This window comes from Kribbella soli, assembly GCF_004331345.1.
Classification (GTDB): domain Bacteria; phylum Actinomycetota; class Actinomycetes; order Propionibacteriales; family Kribbellaceae; genus Kribbella; species Kribbella soli.
In genome coordinates this window covers 395,740-410,838 of the sequence record NZ_SJJZ01000006.1, presented here as the reverse complement: position 1 = coordinate 410,838, position 15,099 = coordinate 395,740, and the positions used below count along the sequence as shown (strand labels likewise).

Sequence of the window (15,099 nt, the reverse complement as noted above, 5' to 3'; positions counted from 1 at the left end):
CAATTTCATCCAGAGCAAGGGGTCGACCTGTGGTCCCGCACTTCCCCGGTGCGAACCCGCGTGAGCGGGGGAGCATCAAGCGAGACGACAGCACCGGCACCTCCACCGCGCCGTACCCGCGATCACGCAAGCGACCGCCGGGCCGGCAGACGGCGGTTGCCGCTTGCTGCCTTGTCCTGTCCCTGTCCGCCGGTGTCCTGGCGGCGGTTCCGTCCGCTCCGTCCGCGGAGGCGAAACCGCCGGATCCAGCCGCCAAGAAGAAGCAACTCGACGCGCAGCTCGGTCAGCAGAAGGCCGATCTCGACGACGCGTCCGACCAGCTCGGCAAGTCCGTTGCCGCATACAACCAAGCCGTCGTGAAGTACCAGGCCGTCCAGGTCCGGTACGCCGCCGCGCAGGGGCAGCTCGCCGCTGCGAAGGCCGCCGATGCGGTTGCCGCGGGCAAGCTCGCCGCGGCCGAGGCGGCGTTGCGTACGGCGGTGTCCGACGTCGAGGCCGGCGAGAAGCTGATCGCGGAGAAGCGGTCCGTCGCGGGTCGCGCCGTACGGTCGGCGTACCAGCAGCAGAACGGGCTGGTGGGCCTGTCGATCGCGCTGCGGGGTGCCGCGCCGGCCGACATCGCGACCGGGATGCAGGTCCAGCGGAACGTGTTCGGCATCCAGAGCAACGCGATCACCAACCTGAACAACGCGCAGGCGCAGCTCGCCAGCAAGCGGGTCAAGGTCGCGGCCGCGGAGAAGGAGTCCGAGGTCGCTCGCGCCGAGGCCGCGGCGACGGTCAAGCGGGTCGCCGAGCTGACCAAGCAGGTCGCGGCCGACCGGGCCGAGGCGGCGGCGATCGCGAAGGTCAAGCTGACCGCGTTCAAGGCCGCCGAGAAGGAGAAGAACAGCGAGCTGGCGCAGTACAACTCGCTGCTGCGTGAGCGGAACCGGGTCGAACAGCTCCTGATCGCGCGGGCGAAGGCGGAGAAGGCGGCCGCCGCGCGCCGGAAGGCGGCAGCCGAGAAGGCGGAGCGGGCGAAGGCACGCAAGGAGAACCGGAAACCGCGGGACATTCCGGACGATCCGCCGTCCTCCGGCGGCGGGCGGCTGGGATACCCGGTCAGCAGCTACATCACGTCGCCGTACGGAATGCGTTTTCACCCGGTTCTGCACTACTGGAAGCTGCACGACGGCACCGACTTCCGCGCCCCCTGCGGTACGCCGATCCGTGCCGCGGCCGACGGGAAGGTGACGGACAAGTACTACAACGGCGGCTACGGAAACCGGCTCTTCGTTTCACACGGTGTGATGGGCGGATCGTCGATCACGACCGTCTACAACCACTTGTCGCGGTACAAGGCCGGGGTGGGTGAACGCGTGAAGAAGGGCGAGATCATCGGGTACGCCGGGACCACGGGCTACTCCACCGGCTGCCACCTGCACTTCATGGTCTACCAGGACGGCCGCGTCGTTAATCCGATGAAGTGGCTCTGAGTGGTCTGAGATACTGGTCGGATGGTGAAACAGTCCGGCCGGGAGAAGCCGATCGCGCAGAACCGTAAGGCGCGACACGACTACCACATCGAGGACGTGGTGGAGGCCGGGCTGGTGCTGACGGGGACCGAGGTCAAGTCCCTCCGGCAGGGCCGGGCCTCCCTCGTCGACGCGTTCGCCGCCGTCCGCGGGAACGAGCTCTGGCTGCAGGGCATGCACATCCCGGAGTACAAGCACGGCACGTGGACGAATCACGAGCCACGCCGTACGCGGAAGCTGCTGCTGCACAAGGACGAAGTACAGAAACTGATCCGCGAGGTCGAGCAGCAAGGGGTGTCCCTGATCCCGCTGTCGCTGTACTTCAAGGACGGCTACGCGAAGGTCGAGCTCGGCACCGGGCGCGGCAAGAAGGACTACGACAAACGCCACGCCCTCGCCGAACGCCAGGCCAACCGCGAGGCCCAGCGCGCCCTGTCGGACCGCAGGCGGCAGTAGGCAGACCTTGGGGTCCGCTATGTTGCGGCGGTGCTCCCTGTCGCGTTGCCTGGCTGGCTGGACGCCGTGGTCGGACTTCTCACGGGATTCGGCCTGTTCATCGGCTTCGCCGCCCTGGTCGGCTGGCTGATCGCGCGCATCGGCGGTCCGTGGGTCGACCGGGGGAAGGCCAAGCTCGCCAGGGAGCAGGCAGGCGCCGAGCGGTACGGCTGGCACCCGGGGACCGACGCCGACGGGCAGCTGCACGCAGCCGGCTGCCGGATCTTCGCGCCGGACGGGCACCTGCGCCGGATCCTGGTCGGCGAGTACCAGGGCCGCCCGATCCGGATGGCCGAGTTCGTCCACACGACCAGGGGCCGGTACCTGCCGACCACCTGGGTCAATCACCTCATCGCGATCGAGCTGCCCGTCCGGCTACCGGACCTGGCCGTCGGTCCCGACCTGGTCATCGGTCCCGGACCCGTAGTCGGCGACGGAGCGGCCGTCGAGCCGGGCATGGAGCGGGTCGAGGTCGAGAGTGAGGCCTTCAACCAACGGTTCCGGGCAGCCGGTGTGGATGCCCGCTACGTTTCGGCCGTGCTGCATCCGCGGATGATGGAGTGGCTGCTAGACCGGCCGCCGGTGAACTTCTGGGTGTCCGGCAACTTGCTCGTCGCGTACGCGGCCAAGCCCTGGACCGTGCCGCAGACGCTGACGGTCCTGCCCGTCCTCAGCGGTGTCGCCGACCTGATCCCGCCATTCGTCCTGGCCGACTACGGACGGCAGGTGCGTTGATCCGGACCTTCCGGGTCCGGTCAGGGGTGCCTCCGGGGCGAACCCGATGGGGTGAGCGGGCAGTGGCGCGCACAGTGGAAGCATGTCCACTTCAGAGCTGCTGGTGACGACGGCGCAGCGGGACCGGGCCGTCGAGATCCTCAAGGAAATGTACGCCGACGGGCGCCTCGACCACATGGAGTTCGACCTCCGTCTGGAGAAGGCCCTGAAGGCACGGACCCGAGCCGAGCTGAACAGCTCGTTCGACGGGCTCGTCTCCCGGCCGGTGCCGACGTACGCGCCCGCCGCCTTCACGCGGCCCGCGCCGCTGCAGACGTACCGGGGTGACGGGCGGGGCATGGGTACGGTCGCGCACTGGCTCGGGTACCCGACGTTGTTCGTCGGCCCGGCCTTGGTGGTCGCGTCCACCGGCAAGACGAATCCCGCCGTACGCCGGCACGCTGTCGAGGCGCTGAACTTCCAGCTGACCGCGTTCGGGGCGTTCGCGCTGCTCGGGATCGCGACCGGGATCACCGACGGGTTCCTGGGGTTCCTGTTCCCGATCCTCGGCATCCTCTGGTTCCTGCTCACCGGCATCGGCGGCCTGGCCACCGCGGCCGGCGGGAAGTTCCGGTACCCGTTCACCCTGCGCATGATCAAGTAGTCCCTCGGGGGAATGTCAGGTGCGGGCAGCCTGTTGGACTTGGTAGTGTGGATCTTCCACGGCGGTACGGGTGGGAGTTTGACAACTCAACAGGGGGTGAACGGTTTCGACTTTGGACGTACGTTCCAAGGGAAGCGGGCCGAGGATCCAGGGTTATCTCGTAAACGATCTCTGGAAACCAATAACTGCCGATTCCAAGCGCAGTAGCTTCGCTCTCGCCGCCTGACGGCCTGAGCACTTAAAGAAGCGGTCAGCCCGGGGATGCTCTCGCCCCGGTTCCTGGCCTCATTTAGAGAGCTTGCTTTGCTAGCCCGGTCACGGGGTTAGTACGGGACATTTACAGTGACTGAGCCTGTCAGCGAGATGTCTGTACAAACGCTGGGGCTGAGAAAAGCGCTATTCAGACTGCGCCCGGAGAAGCCTTGAAGCGACGCCGAAGGACGCGGGTTCGATTCCCGCCACCTCCACCCCTTGAGAACGCGCAGGTCAGCCCCGGCTGACCTGCGCGTTCTGCTGTGCTCGGCCGGTCGGCGCCAGAACGTTCATCGGCTTGCCAGGGTGGTCATTCCACCGGCGAGGGCGGCGCTGCCAAAGTGATCATGAGTTGACCACGCGAGACGGGAGCATCGTGATCACGATCGACGTTGGAGAATCCGACCGGGACGCCGGAGGGCCGGCGCCGGAGAAGTTGCAGGCCGCACTGGACGCGCTGCGTACCGACGGCCTGGTGGTGCTGGCCGACGTGGTCGACCTCGAGCACCTCGACGTACTCCATGAACGCATGCTCAGCGATCTGGCGCTGCTCCAGGCCCGGCCTGACGCGCCGTACAACTGGACGGCGGGCAACATCCAGCAGGATCCGCCGCCGTTCGAGCCGTACCTGTTCGAGGACGTGCTGCTGAATCCGCAGGTGATCGCGGTGACGTCGGCGATCCTCGGGCCGGGCCTGCGCAACGTCATGTACAGCGGGAACACGTCGTTGCCGAGCGACACCCGGCAGCCGGTGCATGCCGACATGGGGCACCTGTGGCCGTCCGGCGCCATGGAGGTCGCGCATCCGCCGGCCCAGTTGGTGGTGAACGTACCCACCGTCGACGTCTCGGCCGAGAACGGCGCCACCGAGATCTGGCTCGGGACCCATCGAGATCTCACGGTCGGTGTCGGTGGTGACATCGAGGTGCCGCTGGACGCGCTGGAGGCCCGGCGCAGGATCGCGCCGCCGATCCAGCCGACCATCCGGCGCGGTAGCGTGCTGATTCGCGACGTCCGGCTGTGGCACGCGGGGATGCCGAACCGCACCGATCGCCCGCGGCCGATGATCGCCATGGTGCACGTCAGCCACTGGCTGGAGACCGGGACCCCGCTGGAGTTCCCGGCCGCCAGCAGGTCGTTCTTCGAGCACCCGGTGCTGTCCACGGCCGCGCGCTTCACCGAGCAGCCGGCCGATCACATCTACCGGAGCCAGGGATTCGGGATGGTCGAGCAGCCGACCGCCTAGCTGGTGACGGCTGCGGCGAAGTTCGCCGCAGCCTCCGGCCGTTCCGGAACCCTCGGGAGTTCGTTGCGACCGGCCAGGTCACCGAGCCAGGCCAGGCTCGGCTTGGGCGTCCGGACGAAGGTCTCGCGGTCGACGGCGATCAGCCCGAAGGTCGGCTCGTACGATCCCCACTCGTAGTTGTCCAGCAACGACCAGTGCAGGTAGCCGCGAACGTCGCACCCGTCGTCGATCGCCTCCCCGAGCCCGCTCAGTGCGCCCGTCGTGTAGGCGATCCGCCGGGTGTCGTCGGCGGTGGCCATGCCGTTCTCGGTGACCAGCATGGGTACACCGCCGGTGACGTCGCGGGTATGCCGGAGCGCCTGGCCGAGCGCCTCCGGGTAGTACTCCCAGCCGGTGAGGGTGCGTTCGACGCCATCGGCGAACGGCACCGGCCCGTCCGGTCCGATGATGGTGCGCAGGTAGGACTGCACGCCGACGAAGTCGTCGTCGCGGCTTTGCTCGAGGAAGAAGTCCTCGCGCCAGTAGCCCCATTCGTCGCGTTCCTTCTCGTGGCCGGGGACCGCCTGGTAGACCTGGTTGGCGACCGTCCAGCCGGCCTGGACGTGGCCGAGGCCGCGCAGTACCTCGACCGACGCGTGATGGGCCTCGGCGATCACCTGGGCCGCGTGCGGCGACGGCCCGGGGAAGTTCACGCCGACCTCGGTGTCGATCCGCGCCTCGGTCTGGTTGACCATCATGTTCGGCTCGTTGATGGTCACCACCCAGTTGACGTCGTCGAGGATCCGGGTAGCGGTCTCGGTGAAGAACCGGAACCGGTCGACGACATCGGCGGCGTACCAGCCGCCTTCCTGGTGCTGCCAGAGCGGCACAGTGAAGTGCTGCAGCGTCACGATCGGCTCGACGCCGGATGATCGGCAGCTGTCGATCATCCGCCGATAGTGGTCGAGCTGGGCCCGGGACACCTCACCCCTGGCCGGCTCGATACGGGACCATTCCAGCGAGAACCGGTACGCGTTCAGGCCCGCCTTCGCCAGCAGGGCGATGTCCTCGCCGTACCGGTGGTAGGAGTCGCAGGCGTCTCCCGAGGGTTCCTTCGCCCAGGTGTCCGGGGCGTGCTCCAGCATCCAGTGGCCGGTGTTGGTGTTGCCGCCCTCGGTCTGGTGACCGGCGGTCGCGGCACCCCAGAGGAAGCCCTGGGGCGCTGGAGTAGCGGAAGTCATAGGGGTCCTTTGCGTCTTGGAGATGATGAGGGCCTCACCACGGCAGGAGCGCGTGGCCGCGGGCGGGGAAGGTCGTCGGCGGCTGCACCTGGTGCCCGTCGACGCTGATGGACGCCGTGATGGCGTACGGTGCCAGGTTGACGGCGATCAGCAGGTTGCCGTGCTCCGACGTGACCGGCACGGTCAGCAAACCGGTCCGGTCGGCGTCGATCCCGACCCGGGGCCGGACGCCGAACCTCGAGAACAACGCGTTCCAGTTGTCGAGGTGGGCGGCCGGGAAGTCACAGCCGACGAAGATCATCGAGCCCGCGCCCAGCTGCGCCTGGATCGCGCACGGCAGCCCGGACCCGACTTCGCGGAGCAGCACCTCGGCCTCGGCGGGCGCCCGCAGCAGCTGCGCCGAGCTGACCCGCAGGTCGGCGTCGAGGGGGAAGCTGCCGGACCCGGTTACCGTCGGCCAGTACGGGCCCGACTCGTCCCGCCGGTCGATGCGGAAACCGGCCGACGACAGGCCGAAGGCGTCGGCCAGGATCGTGCACGGAGCGCCGTCCTGATCGCGATCCGGCAACCGCCCGGTCAGCAGCAGGTTGCCGCCGTTGCGTACGTGATCGGTGAGCCATCGCTGGACCTTCACGCCCAGCGTGCGCGCGGTGCCGAGGACGATCGTCCGCGGCGCTTCGGGCGCGGTGGCGCCGGCCGTCCAGGCCGACTCCGGATCGGCGATCGCCTGCAGGTCGACGGCGTCGACGTGGTAGCCGCCGAGCACGATCGCCCGGCCGAGCGCGTCCCGGGCGCCGAAGCCGCGATGGCGTTCGAGGTCCTCGACCTGCTCGCGCCGGGCCGCGGCCGCGGGGTGGGCGTACTCGGTGAGGTAGTGATCGGCGACGAAGCCGAAGCCGAGTTCGTCGGTCAGCTGCCGCCCGGTGGCGAGGATCGGCTGGTAGGCCCGAACCTCCTTGAACAGGTTCGCGAGGGCGTCGAGGGCCGGCGTCGTACGTCCTTCGGGATCGATCGGCGCCGCGAAACCGTGGCGCTCGCCGGTGAAGGCGATCCGCGGGATGCCGTCGTCCCGGGATCCCTCGAGGACCGGGTTGCGGCCACCGGTCAGCAGGTAGTAGTTGATCAACCGATTGCCCTGGCCGAGCGTCAGCAGCGTCTTGTGTACGCCGGACTCGGGTGAGCTGAGCGCATCGAGGTTGTCGCCGTAGTCACCGGTCCCGGCTTCGAACTCCAACGAGGACGCCGGCTGGTCCGGCCCGTTGACGCAGGCCAGAATCGCGTTGCACAGATAGAGATCAGCGGCATTCTGTACGGTCAGCTCGCCCAGGTAGTAGTCGGAGCCGGCCAGCAGTCCGTCCCGTCCCCGATAGGCGGGGGCGAGTTGACTGATCCCGATCGGAAACGTCGTACCGCGCCCGCCGCCCGTGCCGTGCACGTTGATCAGCAACGGCACCGCGATACCCCGGTCACGGGCGAAGGTCTCGAGGTGCCGCAGGTAGCCCGCGAAGTCGTCCCGGGCCCAGAGCCCGAGTTCGTGGTGGAAGGCCGGCGTCTGTGCCGGATCGCCGCCGGCCCGGACGGCCGCCGCGAGCTGATCCGGATCATCGCCGGTCACACCGAGCAGCTTCGCGGCCGCCTCTGCGCCGTGCCGATCGGTCAGCCAGGTCAGTAGGTCGCCGACACCACGATCGTTCAGGTGCGGCGTGTTCGACACCCAGGCGAGCATGCCGACCTCGTTGTCCAGCTGGACGCCGACCACCGGGCCGTCCGGAGCCTGTCGCGGTGCCAGCACCTCGACGACGGCGCCGAGCCAGCGCTCGGCCTCGGTCAGGAAGCCGGAGTGGTGATAGTCGAGGTCCTCGGACCTGGCAGCTCTGCCGTCCCAGCCGTTCGGCCGGGCGTCCGGATGCTCGCGATAGATCCGGTCCGGGATGCCCTCGTTCTTCAGCTCGGCCATCACGAACGGACCGGGCCGGGCGAGGAACCGCAGGCCGAGGGAGTCGCACAGGTCGATGAAGGCCGGCAGGTCTCGTTCCGGGCAGGTCCGCCCGGTGAGGTCGAGCTCCCCGTTCGGCAGCTCGTGCCAGATCCAGGGGATGTAGCTGGCGATGGTGTCCAGCCCTGCGTCCCTGGCCTGGGTCAGCCGATCGGCCCACTCGTCCCGTCGCAGCCGGAAGTAGTGCACCTCGCCGGACAGCAGCAGGGTGGGCGTCCCGTCGACCTCGATCCGGCCGGATCGCAGTGCGATCTGCCCGCGCTGCGGGAGATCGCCGGGGCGGGTGTCGGTCTCGGCTGCTGGGCTCATGAGGCTCCTTCAACGGCGCGGCAACGCACCGGTCGGGTCTGGCGACGAGCTCTGGCGGTTGGAATTGTAACCGGTTACACTCCCAACCCGGCAAGCCCTTACCCGGTTCGGAGAGGAAGTCCGACAGTGACTGACGACCGCATGAGCGTGCGCGAGATCGCCAAGCTGGCGGGCGTTTCCACTGCCACTGTGTCGCGGGTCTACCGTGGCGTCGGCAGCGTCTCAGCCGCGACCCGGGCCAAGGTACAAGCCGCGATCGAGCAGTACGGCTACCGGCCCAGCCACCTCGGGGAGGCGCTGGCCAATCGGCGCCACGGAGCCCTGGCGGTGGTGTTCCCGGGGCTGTCCGGGCCGTACTTCGCCGAGTTGATCAACGGTGTCGAGAGCGTCGCCGTACCGCGTCAGGTGAGTGTTCATGTCATCGGCACCCACCTCCGGCGGGAGGCGCCTGACGAACTGCTCGATGTCGCCCGGCGTGTCGACGGGATGGCCATCCACGGCGGCACCGTCCCGAAGACGGTGATCATGGAACTGGCGGCCCGCCATCCGGTGGTCATGATCGGTCCGGATCCGCATCCGGCACCGGTCGTCGTACGGACGGACCAGCAGGCGTTCCGGCTGCTGGTGAGTCATCTGCTGGCCGATCACGGTCTGCGGAAGCTGGTCTTCGTCGGCAATCCGGAAGGCTCGCCGGACCTGACCGAGCGCTGGGAAGCATTCGCGGCCGCGCATGCGGAGCTCGGGCTCCGGCCGGGGAAGCAGTTGCGGACCGGCCTCGAACAGACTCACGGCGTGCAGGCCGCCGACGAGGTGCTGGCCGGCGGCTTCGACGGTGCCGTCTGCGGCAACGACGAAACCGCACTCGGCCTGATGATGGCGGTCCTGGGACGCGGTCTGCGGGTGCCCGGCGATCTGGTGATCACCGGCGTCGACGACGTCCCGATGAGTTCGTTGGTGAGTCCCGGTCTCACCACAGTTGCCCGGCCGCTGGCCGAGCTCGGAGCGACGGCGACCCGGCTGCTGCTCGACCTGATCAACGGCGCGGACGTCGTGCCCGAGACCGTTCTTCCGTCGCGGCTGGTCCGGAGAGCCAGCTGCGGCTGCCGGGACTGAATCGAAACAACTTCCAGTACAGCATCCGAACCAGGTAGCAACCTGACACACGGAGGTGTCGTCATGACAAGTACTTCGTTCCACGTTCGACGGGGGCAGCGGTCATGGCGGGGGATCATTGTCGCCGCATTGTCGGTGGGCGTTCTCGTGTTGCCGGCGTGTGCCGGCAGCCGCGTCGCCGGTGAGAAGGAACAGCAGGGGAATTCGTCGGGTGCGTCGTCGGGCACGATCCCGGTGCTGAACCTGGCGACCGAGTCCGATGCGGCCATGGGGAGTCTGGTCAGCTACAACCCGTTCGCTCCCCAGCAGACGGTCCGTACCTGGCTGTTCGAGCCGCTGATGCAACAGAGCTCCCTGGACTGCAAGGTCGTTCCGTGGCTGGCGACGGGCTACACCTGGGAGAGCCCGAGCAAGCTGGTGTTCACGATTCGCCAGGGTGTGAAGTGGAGCGACGGCTCGCCCTTCACCGCGAAGGATGTCGCTTTCACGTACAACCTGACCAAGAAGTACCCGGCGATCGACCTGGCCGGCGTCTGGAACGACAGCTTCGGAGCCAAGGCGAAGTCGGTCACGGCCGACGGCGACAAGGTGACGTTCGAGTTCGAGGGCCCGGCGGTCACCAAGTTCCCGTACCTGATCGGCCAGAAGATCGTCTCCGAGAAGGAGTTCGCCTCGGTCGGCGATCCGGCCAAGTACATCTCGAAGAACCCGATCTCGACCGGGCCGTTCAAGGTTGCCAGTTACAACGGACGACGGCTGGAGCTCGAGCGTCGGCCCGACTACTGGCAGGCCGACAAGATCAAGGTCCAGAAACTGGTTCTCGAAGGCAACTACAGCACCAACGCCAACCAGGCGGCGGCCAAGCTGAAGACCGGCGAACTGGACTTCTACTCCGGTGAGATTCCCAACCCGGACAAGGCGTTCGTCGCCGACGACCCGAAGACCAACCACGTCTGGTACGCGGCCAACGGCCTCACCGTACTGGCGCCGAACCTGACCCAGAAGCCGTTCAGCGACGTCAAGTTCCGTGAGGCGCTGGCGCACGGGATGGACAAGCAGAGTGCGACCGACAAGGCGACGTACGGCCTGATGAAGGTCGCCAGCCAGTCCGGTCTGCCGCTGCCGGAGAAGGACGACCTGCTGCCGGCGAAGTATCCGGCGGACAGCACGGTGATCCCGTTCGACCTGGCCAAGGCCAACCAGATGCTCGACGCGGCCGGCTACCGGAAGGGCTCGAACGGACTGCGGCAGGACACGGACGGCTCGCCGATCAAGATCACCTTCTCGGTGCAGGCCGGCTGGATCGACTACGAGGCGATGGCCGACGAGTTGACCAGCAACTTCCGCAAGCTCGGGCTGGACATCACGGAGAACAAGATGCCGCCGGAGGCTGTCGACCAGCAGAAGAAGACCGGCGACTTCCAGCTGATGATCAACTACATGGGCGCCGGCTGCGACTACGCGCACGGCATGGGGGCGACCGTCTCGACGGCGGAGATCCCGGACAAGACCACGATCAAGGGCAATATCGGGCGCTACACCAACCCGGCCGTCGACAAGGCGATCGGGGCGCTGGCGGGCGCGACCGACGAGGCGGCGACGAAGGAACAGGTCGGTGTGCTGGTCGACGCGATGATGACCGACTACCCGGTGCTGCCGATCCTGTACGCGCCGGCCCGTGCCATCTGGCGCACCGATCACGCCGTCGGCTGGCCGACCGCCGAGGATCCGTACGCCAATCCGCAGGACCAGCCGCTGGTGTGGATCACGCACCTGACCGCACCGTCGTCGAAGTAGTCCGATGCGGTACTTCGTGCGGAAGATCGGCTTCTTCGTGCTCACCCTGTGGGCGGTCGTGACGCTGAACTTCTTGATCCCCCGGCTGCAGCCGGGGGATCCCGCCGAGCTGATGGTGCAGAACCTCGCCGGGAAGAACGCGCAGCTGAACCGTGCGCAGGTGGAGGCGATGCGCGATCTGCTGGGCGCTCCGTCCGGCTCGCTCCTCAGTCAGTACTGGAACTACCTCGTGCAGTTGATCCACGGCAATCTCGGGGTCTCCTACACCTACTTCCCGTACACGGTGGCGGAGGTGATCGGTAAAGCGTTCTGGTGGACCGTCATCCTGGTGGGGACCGTCCAGGTGCTGTCGTTCGCGATCGGCATCCTGCTGGGCGCCTTCGCCGCGTGGCGGCGGAACAGCCGGTTCGACACGTCGGTGACCGTGATCTCCACCTTCGTCGGGACCTTGCAACCGTTCTGGATCGCGTTGCTGCTGATCTACGGGCTGGGCTACGGCCTGGGCTGGTTCCCGACGGCCGGCGGCTACCAGGCGTCGACACCGGGGTTCAACGGAGCCTTCGTGTACGACGCGATGTCGCATGCGTTCCTTCCGGCCCTGACGTTGATGATCGTGACGCCGATCGGGTGGATCCTCGGGATGCGGAACACGATGATCATGAACCTCGGCGAGGACTACATCAGGCTGGCCCGGGCCAAGGGACTGCCGGACCGGATGATCGCACTGCGCTATGCCGCCCGGAACGCACTGTTGCCCAGCGTGGCGGGGTTCGCACTCGCGCTCGGCGGCATCCTCGGCGGCACCATCCTGGTGGAGACCGTGTTCGACTATCCCGGTCTCGGCCGGCTGATGGGGGAGGCGGTCGGCATCAAGGACTATCCGCTGTTGCAGGGCCTGATGTTGCTGACCGCGGTCGCGACGTTGCTGGCCAATCTGATCGCCGATCTGCTGTACGGCATCCTTGACCCGCGGGCCAGGAGGGCAGCCGCATGAGCAGCACACAGAACGCAGTACTGCCCGAGGAACAGGTAGCGGCCGCTGGTACAGATCCCGTCGACCGCTGGTACCGAGTGGTGTGGAGCAGCAAGAAGGCCCGGGTCGGGGTCGTCGTCGTGGCGATCTATGTGCTGGTTGCGCTGCTGGCTCCGGTGATCGCTCCGTACGGGCCGACCGACGGTTCGTTCACACCGTTGACCGGGCCGTCGGCGCAGCACCTGCTCGGCACCAACGTGGCCGGCGTCGACGTGTTCTCCCAGGTGATCTACGGCAGCCGGGTCTCGCTGCTCGTGGGGCTGCTCGGCGGTTTGCTGGCGACCGCGATCGCGCTCCTGATCGGAATGGTCTCCGGCTACGCGGAAGGCACCGTCGTCGACGACGTGCTGACCTTCCTCACCAACACGGCGCTGGTCATCCCGGTCCTGCCGTTGATCATCACGCTGGTCGCGTACTCCGACACCCGTGGCATCCCGCTGATCGTCGGAGTCATCGCGTTCACGTCCTGGGCCGGCGCCGCGCGGTCGAAACGGGCCCAGATCATCACGCTGCGGAACCGGGACTTCGTCACGGCGGCGAAGTTCTCCGGCGACGGCACGTTCCGGATCATCTTCTCCGAGATCCTTCCGAACATGACCTCGCTGGTCGCCGCAGCGTTCGTCGGTGCGGCCACCGGCGCGATCGGCGCGGAGGCCGGGCTCGCGGTGCTGGGACTCGGCAGCAGCGATTCGGTGTCCTGGGGAACGATCCTCTACCAGGCCGACGCGGCCGGCGCGATCTCCCAGGGCCTGTTCGTCTGGGTGTTCGTCCCCGGTCTGGTACTGGCGATCTTGATCACGTCGATGGCCTTCATCAACTTCGGCATCGATCTGCTCAGCAATCCGCACCTCAGGGAGGACTGAGACATGGCGCTCCTCGACGTACGCGATCTGTCGATCCGCTACGAACCCAAGCAGCGGGCCGCCGTCGACGCGGTCAGTCACCTCAGTTTCAGCATCGACGACGGTGAGTTCGTGGGCCTGATCGGCGAGTCCGGCTCGGGCAAGACCACGGTCGGCATGGCCGTGCTCAGGTTGCTGGAACGGCCGGGACGGATCAGCGGCGGGTCCATCACCTTCGACGGCACCGACATCGCTCACCTCAGCCAGGACGAGTTACGCAAGTACCGCTGGCGTGAGATCTCGACGGTCTTCCAGAGCAGCATGAACTCCCTGAACCCGGTGACCCGGGTCGAGGCCCAGTTCGCCGACGTCATCCAATGCCACACCGCGCTGCGCGGCAGGGAGGTCACCGAGCGGATCAGGACCCTGTTCGACATGGTCCTGATCGACCCGAAGTTCATGACCGCGTTCCCGCACGAACTGTCCGGCGGTATGCGGCAGCGGATCAACCTCGCCCTGGCGCTGGCCATCGGGCCGAGGTTCGTCGTACTCGACGAGCCGACGACCGGGCTGGACGTCGTCGTACAGCACAGCATCCTGGAGAACGTCCGGCGGCTGCAGGCAGAGCTGGGCTTCGCGGTGCTCTTCATCAGCCATGACCTCGGCACCGTTCTCGATCTCTCCGACCGGACCATGGTGATGTACGCGGGCAAGATCGTCGAGGAGCAGGCGACCCGGCAACTGCTCCGCGAGCCGCTGCACCCGTACACCAAGGGATTGCTCGGTTCGTACGGCGATCCCCGTGCGGAGACCGTACGGATCACCTACGTTCCGGGGCGGCCGCCGGATCTCGCCCACCGGCCCGGAGGGTGTGCGTTCGCTGCCCGGTGCCCGGAGCGGATCGACGGCTGCACCGAGCTCGAGCCTGCAGAGACGGAGATCGGGGACGGGCTGGTGGCGTGTCACGTCGCGGCCATCCAGCGCGGTGCCGCCGACAACACAACCGGCGCCGAGGTCGGGCCGGCGATCCGCACCTTCGCCGGACCGCAGTTCGTGAAGTCGGCCGCGGAGTCGGCGGAGGCGGTCCGGGGCCGGCCCCTGGTCACCGTCGACAACGTGTCCAAGACCTACGTCCGCAGGCAGGGACTGCGCGCAGTCCGGACCGAGGCGGTGACCGGGGCGAGCTTCGTACTCCGTCGTGGCGGCGTGACGGCCCTGGTCGGGCAGAGCGGCAGCGGCAAGTCGACGATCGCCCGGATGATCACGGGGGTCGATGCGCCGACCTCGGGCCAGATCACCTTCCACGGCTCCGATGGCGACCAGGTCGTCGCACGGATGCGCGGCCGCCGGCTGCGCAGCTATCGCGGCAGTGTCCAGATGGTGTTCCAGGATCCGTACTCGGCGCTGAATCCGACGAAGACCCTTGGCGCGACACTGGCCCGGCCCTTGATCAACTTCCAGCACCTGCACGGAACCCAGCTCCGGGACCGGGTGATCGATCTGCTGGAGACGGTGGCGCTGTCTCCGGGAGGGCGGTTCGTCAACCGCTATCCCCACGAACTGTCCGGCGGCCAGCGGCAACGGGTGGTGATTGCCCGCGCGTTGGCGGTCGAGCCCGAACTGATCGTCGCCGACGAGCCGATCTCCAGCCTCGACGTGTCGATCCGGGCCGAGGTGCTCGAACTGTTCGACAAGCTGGTGCACGAGCGCAGCGTCGGGATCCTCTACATCACCCACGACCTGCTCAGTGCCCGGATGCTCTGCGACGAGGTCGTCGTTCTCAACGAGGGCAAGGTGGTCGAGCAGGGGCCTTCGCTGGACGTGATCCGTTCGCCCCAGGACGACTACACCCGGTTGCTGCTCGATGCCATCCCGAACCCGTTCGCCGCAACCCGCGACTGAGC

The 15,099-nt window shown here is 67.8% G+C and carries 12 protein-coding genes and 1 other RNA gene; 11 read left to right on the top strand and 2 right to left on the bottom strand.

Annotated elements, in window-relative coordinates; translation table 11 throughout:
* Positions 1–29 precede the first annotated feature (29 nt).
* The 6 genes from E0H45_RS41045 (at position 30) to E0H45_RS41020 (ending at position 4,885) form a co-directional block, all read left to right on the top strand.
* Positions 30–1,475, top strand: a complete 1,446-nt coding sequence (locus tag E0H45_RS41045; protein WP_131347987.1) for a M23 family metallopeptidase — start codon at positions 30–32, stop codon at positions 1,473–1,475.
* Positions 1,476–1,496: 21 nt separating this feature from the next.
* Positions 1,497–1,970, top strand: a complete 474-nt coding sequence (smpB, locus tag E0H45_RS41040) for an SsrA-binding protein SmpB (RefSeq protein ID WP_131347985.1) — start codon at positions 1,497–1,499, stop codon at positions 1,968–1,970.
* 30 nt (positions 1,971–2,000) lie between these two features.
* Entirely contained in the window at positions 2,001–2,744 is a 744-nt protein-coding gene (locus E0H45_RS41035; protein ID WP_131347983.1) for a hypothetical protein, read from the top strand.
* Between the two features lie 82 nt (positions 2,745–2,826).
* Complete coding sequence (locus tag E0H45_RS41030) at positions 2,827–3,387, top strand: DUF1707 and DUF4870 domain-containing protein (RefSeq protein ID WP_131347981.1); 561 nt, start codon at positions 2,827–2,829, stop codon at positions 3,385–3,387.
* Between the two features lie 92 nt (positions 3,388–3,479).
* Positions 3,480–3,857: a transfer-messenger RNA gene (gene ssrA, locus E0H45_RS41025) on the top strand.
* 134 nt (positions 3,858–3,991) lie between these two features.
* A complete protein-coding gene (locus tag E0H45_RS41020; protein WP_165546786.1) occupies positions 3,992–4,885 on the top strand; it encodes a phytanoyl-CoA dioxygenase family protein in 894 nt (297 codons plus the stop codon).
* Here the strand turns inward: E0H45_RS41020 and E0H45_RS41015 are convergent.
* Both E0H45_RS41015 and E0H45_RS41010 read right to left on the bottom strand, forming a co-directional pair.
* Positions 4,882–6,105: a glycoside hydrolase family 1 protein gene (locus E0H45_RS41015; RefSeq protein ID WP_131347977.1), complete on the bottom strand. Its 1,224-nt coding sequence runs from the start codon at positions 6,103–6,105 to the stop codon at positions 4,882–4,884. The two genes, E0H45_RS41020 and E0H45_RS41015, sit on opposite strands and share 4 nt — an antisense overlap.
* Before the next feature lie 34 nt (positions 6,106–6,139).
* Positions 6,140–8,410 carry a beta-galactosidase gene (locus E0H45_RS41010; protein ID WP_131347975.1) on the bottom strand — a complete coding sequence of 757 codons (2,271 nt, stop codon included), beginning with the start codon at positions 8,408–8,410 and terminating at the stop codon, positions 6,140–6,142.
* 126 nt (positions 8,411–8,536) lie between these two features.
* On the opposite strand from E0H45_RS41010, the gene E0H45_RS41005 reads away from it, so the two are divergent.
* The 5 genes from E0H45_RS41005 to E0H45_RS40985 all read left to right on the top strand — a co-directional run bounded on the left by E0H45_RS41005 (position 8,537) and on the right by E0H45_RS40985 (position 15,097).
* Positions 8,537–9,523: a LacI family DNA-binding transcriptional regulator gene (locus E0H45_RS41005; RefSeq protein WP_202872755.1), complete on the top strand. Its 987-nt coding sequence runs from the start codon at positions 8,537–8,539 to the stop codon at positions 9,521–9,523.
* Positions 9,524–9,586: 63 nt separating this feature from the next.
* Positions 9,587–11,320, top strand: coding sequence for an ABC transporter substrate-binding protein (locus E0H45_RS41000; RefSeq protein WP_131347973.1), 1,734 nt, complete (start codon positions 9,587–9,589; stop codon positions 11,318–11,320).
* 4 nt (positions 11,321–11,324) lie between these two features.
* Positions 11,325–12,314, top strand: coding sequence for an ABC transporter permease (locus E0H45_RS40995; protein ID WP_131347971.1), 990 nt, complete (start codon positions 11,325–11,327; stop codon positions 12,312–12,314).
* Positions 12,311–13,216, top strand: a complete 906-nt coding sequence (locus E0H45_RS40990) for an ABC transporter permease (protein WP_131347969.1) — start codon at positions 12,311–12,313, stop codon at positions 13,214–13,216. Before E0H45_RS40995 ends, E0H45_RS40990 begins: the two co-directional genes overlap by 4 nt.
* Before the next feature lie 3 nt (positions 13,217–13,219).
* Positions 13,220–15,097, top strand: coding sequence for a dipeptide ABC transporter ATP-binding protein (locus tag E0H45_RS40985; protein WP_131347967.1), 1,878 nt, complete (start codon positions 13,220–13,222; stop codon positions 15,095–15,097).
* Positions 15,098–15,099: the final 2 nt, after the last annotated feature.

Coding starts and splice junctions, on each gene's coding strand:
- E0H45_RS41015 (WP_131347977.1), bottom strand. CDS start 6,105: ATGACTTCCGCTACTCCAGCGCCCCAGGGCTTCCTCTGGGGTGCCGCG.
- E0H45_RS40985 (WP_131347967.1), top strand. CDS start 13,220: ATGGCGCTCCTCGACGTACGCGATCTGTCGATCCGCTACGAACCCAAG.
- E0H45_RS41010 (WP_131347975.1), bottom strand. CDS start 8,410: ATGAGCCCAGCAGCCGAGACCGACACCCGCCCCGGCGATCTCCCGCAG.
- E0H45_RS41030 (WP_131347981.1), top strand. CDS start 2,827: ATGTCCACTTCAGAGCTGCTGGTGACGACGGCGCAGCGGGACCGGGCC.
- E0H45_RS40995 (WP_131347971.1), top strand. CDS start 11,325: ATGCGGTACTTCGTGCGGAAGATCGGCTTCTTCGTGCTCACCCTGTGG.
- E0H45_RS41000 (WP_131347973.1), top strand. CDS start 9,587: ATGACAAGTACTTCGTTCCACGTTCGACGGGGGCAGCGGTCATGGCGG.
- E0H45_RS40990 (WP_131347969.1), top strand. CDS start 12,311: ATGAGCAGCACACAGAACGCAGTACTGCCCGAGGAACAGGTAGCGGCC.
- smpB (WP_131347985.1), top strand. CDS start 1,497: ATGGTGAAACAGTCCGGCCGGGAGAAGCCGATCGCGCAGAACCGTAAG.